At 28.0% G+C, this 3620-nt stretch carries 2 protein-coding genes and 1 pseudogene; 1 reads left to right on the forward strand and 2 read right to left on the reverse strand.

Annotation, left to right across the window (positions count from 1 at the left end; translation table 11 throughout):
• Positions 1-865, forward strand: a pseudogene (locus HMPREF3045_RS04135) (relaxase/mobilization nuclease domain-containing protein); the annotation flags it as partial.
• 74 nt (positions 866-939) lie between these two features.
• Here HMPREF3045_RS04135 and HMPREF3045_RS09430 read toward each other — a convergent pair.
• Positions 940-1182: a hypothetical protein gene (locus tag HMPREF3045_RS09430; protein WP_083316580.1), complete on the reverse strand. Its 243-nt coding sequence runs from the start codon at positions 1180-1182 to the stop codon at positions 940-942.
• Positions 1183-1228: 46 nt separating this feature from the next.
• On the reverse strand, positions 1229-3620 hold a 2392-nt coding region (locus tag HMPREF3045_RS04140), incomplete at its 5' end, for an ABC transporter permease (RefSeq protein WP_070737174.1).

Consider the following 3620-nt stretch of genomic DNA (forward strand, 5'->3'; position numbering starts at 1 on the left):
TTACAAAAGAAAATATAAAACTGCTGGTAAGTCCTGGTATGAATATGAACAAAACAAGAAAGGAAATTCTTGGAAGTCTAAACTACAATTTGATATAGATAGAATGATTAATAAATCTAAATCTTGGGAAGAATTTTTAGAAAATATGAAATCTCTTGATTATGAAATTAAGTTTGGTAAACACATTGCTTTTCGCCATAAAGATAAGCAAAAATTTACAAGGGCAAAGACTATCGGAGAAGATTATACTGAAGAGAAAATCAAAGATAGAATAGATTTAGCAATTAAAAATAAAGCTAATCCTATTAAAAAGCGTGTAGGAAATGTTATTGATATATCTACTAATGAAAAAGCTCAATCCTCTAAAGGTTATGAAGTTTGGGCAAGAAAGCACAATATCAAAACTATGGCTGATTCAATAATTAAACTTAGAGAACAAGGAATTAATTCAATCACTCAACTCGATGATCTAATCAAAAAATCTGCTGATGATAGACAAGACTTGTTAGATAAAATAAAGAAAATTGAAACTGAGATGAAGAGTTTATCTCAAGATATGGAAAATATAAATACTATAAATAAGTATCGTGAAATCTATAAATATCATAAGAAAAATCCTGAAGATAAACAATTTGCAGAAGAATATTATAGTGAACTTTCCGTCTATAAAATAGCTGCTAAAGAAATTTTAGAAAACTATAAAAAACTACCCAACACAAAAGAAATACTATCAAACCTTGATAAATTGCAAGAAAAAAAGAACACCCTTATGCAAGAGTATTCTTTAAATAAAGAACAATTTTCTGACCTTGTTCATTATAGGAAAAACTATGAAAATTATTATGGAAAGGAAGTGGAGAGATAAAAAGCTATAAGCGAATAAGCCTATAGCTTTTTTAAGATTATTTATAAAATTTTACTCTAAACTTATTATCATACTTAAAGAAATCCTACTAGATGACTATCAAACATTACTATGGGAAGTAATAAGATCAAAAGGACATTTAACGCCATAAACAACTTATCTTTTTCTTTTACCCCCAATATTAAACCTATTAGTCCAATAATTGGGCAGACAAACATTAAAGTGAGCCTAGTTGGTCTAAGACTTGTATAGCTTTCAAATATTTCTACTGTAAGTAGGTAAGAAATAACAAATATTACAAGTCCAAGTAGAAATATCTTCTTGCTTAATTTCTATTTAATAAATACTCCTCTTTCTTTGAAATTATTCTGTTCTAATCAAATCAATTGTTGGTCTGTCTAAAATTCTCTTTAGTGAAAAATTATAGATTAGTAAGTTGATTGCGTATACCACAATAGAAAATCCAAAAAATAATTTATAGTCATAATATCTTATTAATATATTAAGACTTAAATTAGGAGCTATACGAGATATTACGAGCATGACTCCTAATGTGGTTATTCCCGCAACAATAAATGATTTTATTTGCTCTTCTATAAACTCTTTTCGATAAATATTCTTTAACTCATCTACGTCCATACCGCATGAATAAAGGCTGCCAATTTCCTTCTTTCTACTCATAAGACTTAAATTAATGGATGAATAACCATTTGTCACATTGAGAATAAAAATAATGAAAGCCATCGCAAATGCGACTTTCTTTAAAGATTCTAGATCACTTTTTCGATTCATTTCAATATCTGCTTTTGTGTTAATATCGTACTTTTCATTTGGCATTATCGATTCTCTTATCTTATTATCCAAATAATCCTTTACATTTCTCATCTCCGAGTCTTTTACATTCATATTTAATACATACGGAGCATTAATAAATTCTTCATCTTTTGACTCATCCATAAGTTGTAAGAAGGTATCGAAATCTGTGTAGATTTTTACATAAAATGGTAAAGTTATTGAATCATAGTTTCCCAAATCATCTATAGTTTTAGAAATTTTTATACTTTTTTGAAAATTCTCCCCTATCTGTAAGTTTATATCTTTCGGATTATTAAAATATGGTATTTTATTTGCTTTAGCTACTGGAGTGTTTGGGTTTTCTTGTACCATATTATAAAGAATAAATTCTCCCTTACTTGCCCCCAATTTACTAAAGTCTTCATCTTCTAAAGCTATAAGCATCCCATTCAACTGGCTTGAATGACTCTTTTTCAAATAATACTCTAATTTTTGATCCAAAGACTTACTAATAGCTTCTTTGGACAATTCTAAATCATTATCTACCTGAATATAACTTTCTTTTGAAATATAGGACTTATCATTTGGAATTTCTTTTTCAATTTCTTTAAAAACTTTAGGAACGCTCCTATTTTCACTATAATAACTAGCTATTACATTGCAACCTGCATCATAGTAAGAAAAATCTCTGTTATATTTGGTTACTGCCACAATAATGACTAAAACAGAAATTATAATGACACCAATAGCAGAAATATAACGCTGTGATTTAATACTATCAAGGTTATTTGATTTTAATTCTTTCCATAAGCTCCTATATCTTTTTTTCTTAAAGCTATCAAAGTTTAAATTTCCCTTTATACCTTCAATAATAGGTATTTTTGAAACTTTCTTTGCTGGTTGAAGAATAGAAAATACTACTACTAAAAGAGCTACTGTAACAATCGCTAGGCTAAGTAAAGGACTGAAATAACTAGATACCAAGTTTTCGACCCCTTGATCAATCTCAAGATGCCTAAACAATTTTAAGATAAGACAGTATCCAAAGATATGTCCAAATAATATAGGTAGAACAGATAGGAAAATACCTTCTTTTAATAACAATAAGTATATCTGAAAATCTGTAGTACCTATAGACTTATATACAGAAAGTTCCTTGATTTTCCTAAACGCCCACACCTTGAATATATTTTTTACAAAAAATACAAATAGTAATATAGCCCCTATTACAGAAAGAATGGTTCCTAATTCAGTTAAAATATTATGGGGAAAGTCATACTCAACACCGTAATAATCTATTAAATTAGAATTGAAAGTTAAGGGAACATCTCTACCTAATTTTTTATTGATTTCATATTGTAGATTTACTTTGTTATCATAAGCCTTTTCAAAAGAATTAAACTTTAATACTACTTTGCCAGGATCATCTTCATTTTTCAGTGCTAAAGCATAATTAACTCTACTGTATTTATTATAGACATCTTCATAAATTCCAACCACCTCAAAGTCTTTACTAAAACTAAGATTGTAAGACTCCTTATCAGTAAAAGTACTTATGGCATCTATCTCTTTACCCTCTATTAGTCTATGCCCAAAATCAAGCTGTATTTTATCTCCTAATTTTAGCTTATTTTTTTCGACTAGACTTTTCGATAATACTATTTCTCCATCACTTTTAGCAAAGTGTCCTTCAAGTAAATCTGAATGCTCTCTCATTTTATTTATATCATTATCTTGATAATTTACGGCAATCAAATCATTCTTGTACTTTGCCGATTCAGGGTTTATGGACATTTCACCTACAAATTCTATATTATTAATATCTTTTATTTTTTCAATATCATTACTTGTTAAGTTCCCTTCAAGTTCTGCATCATAAAAATTTACGGTCATGAAACTTTCATTATTATATTTAACAATTGTATAACTATAATAAAAAACCACAGTAAAAAACAGACTT

Origin of the sequence: Anaerococcus sp. HMSC075B03 (genome assembly GCF_001815585.1) — a bacterium.
GTDB classification, from domain to species: Bacteria; Bacillota; Clostridia; order Tissierellales; family Peptoniphilaceae; genus Anaerococcus; species Anaerococcus vaginalis.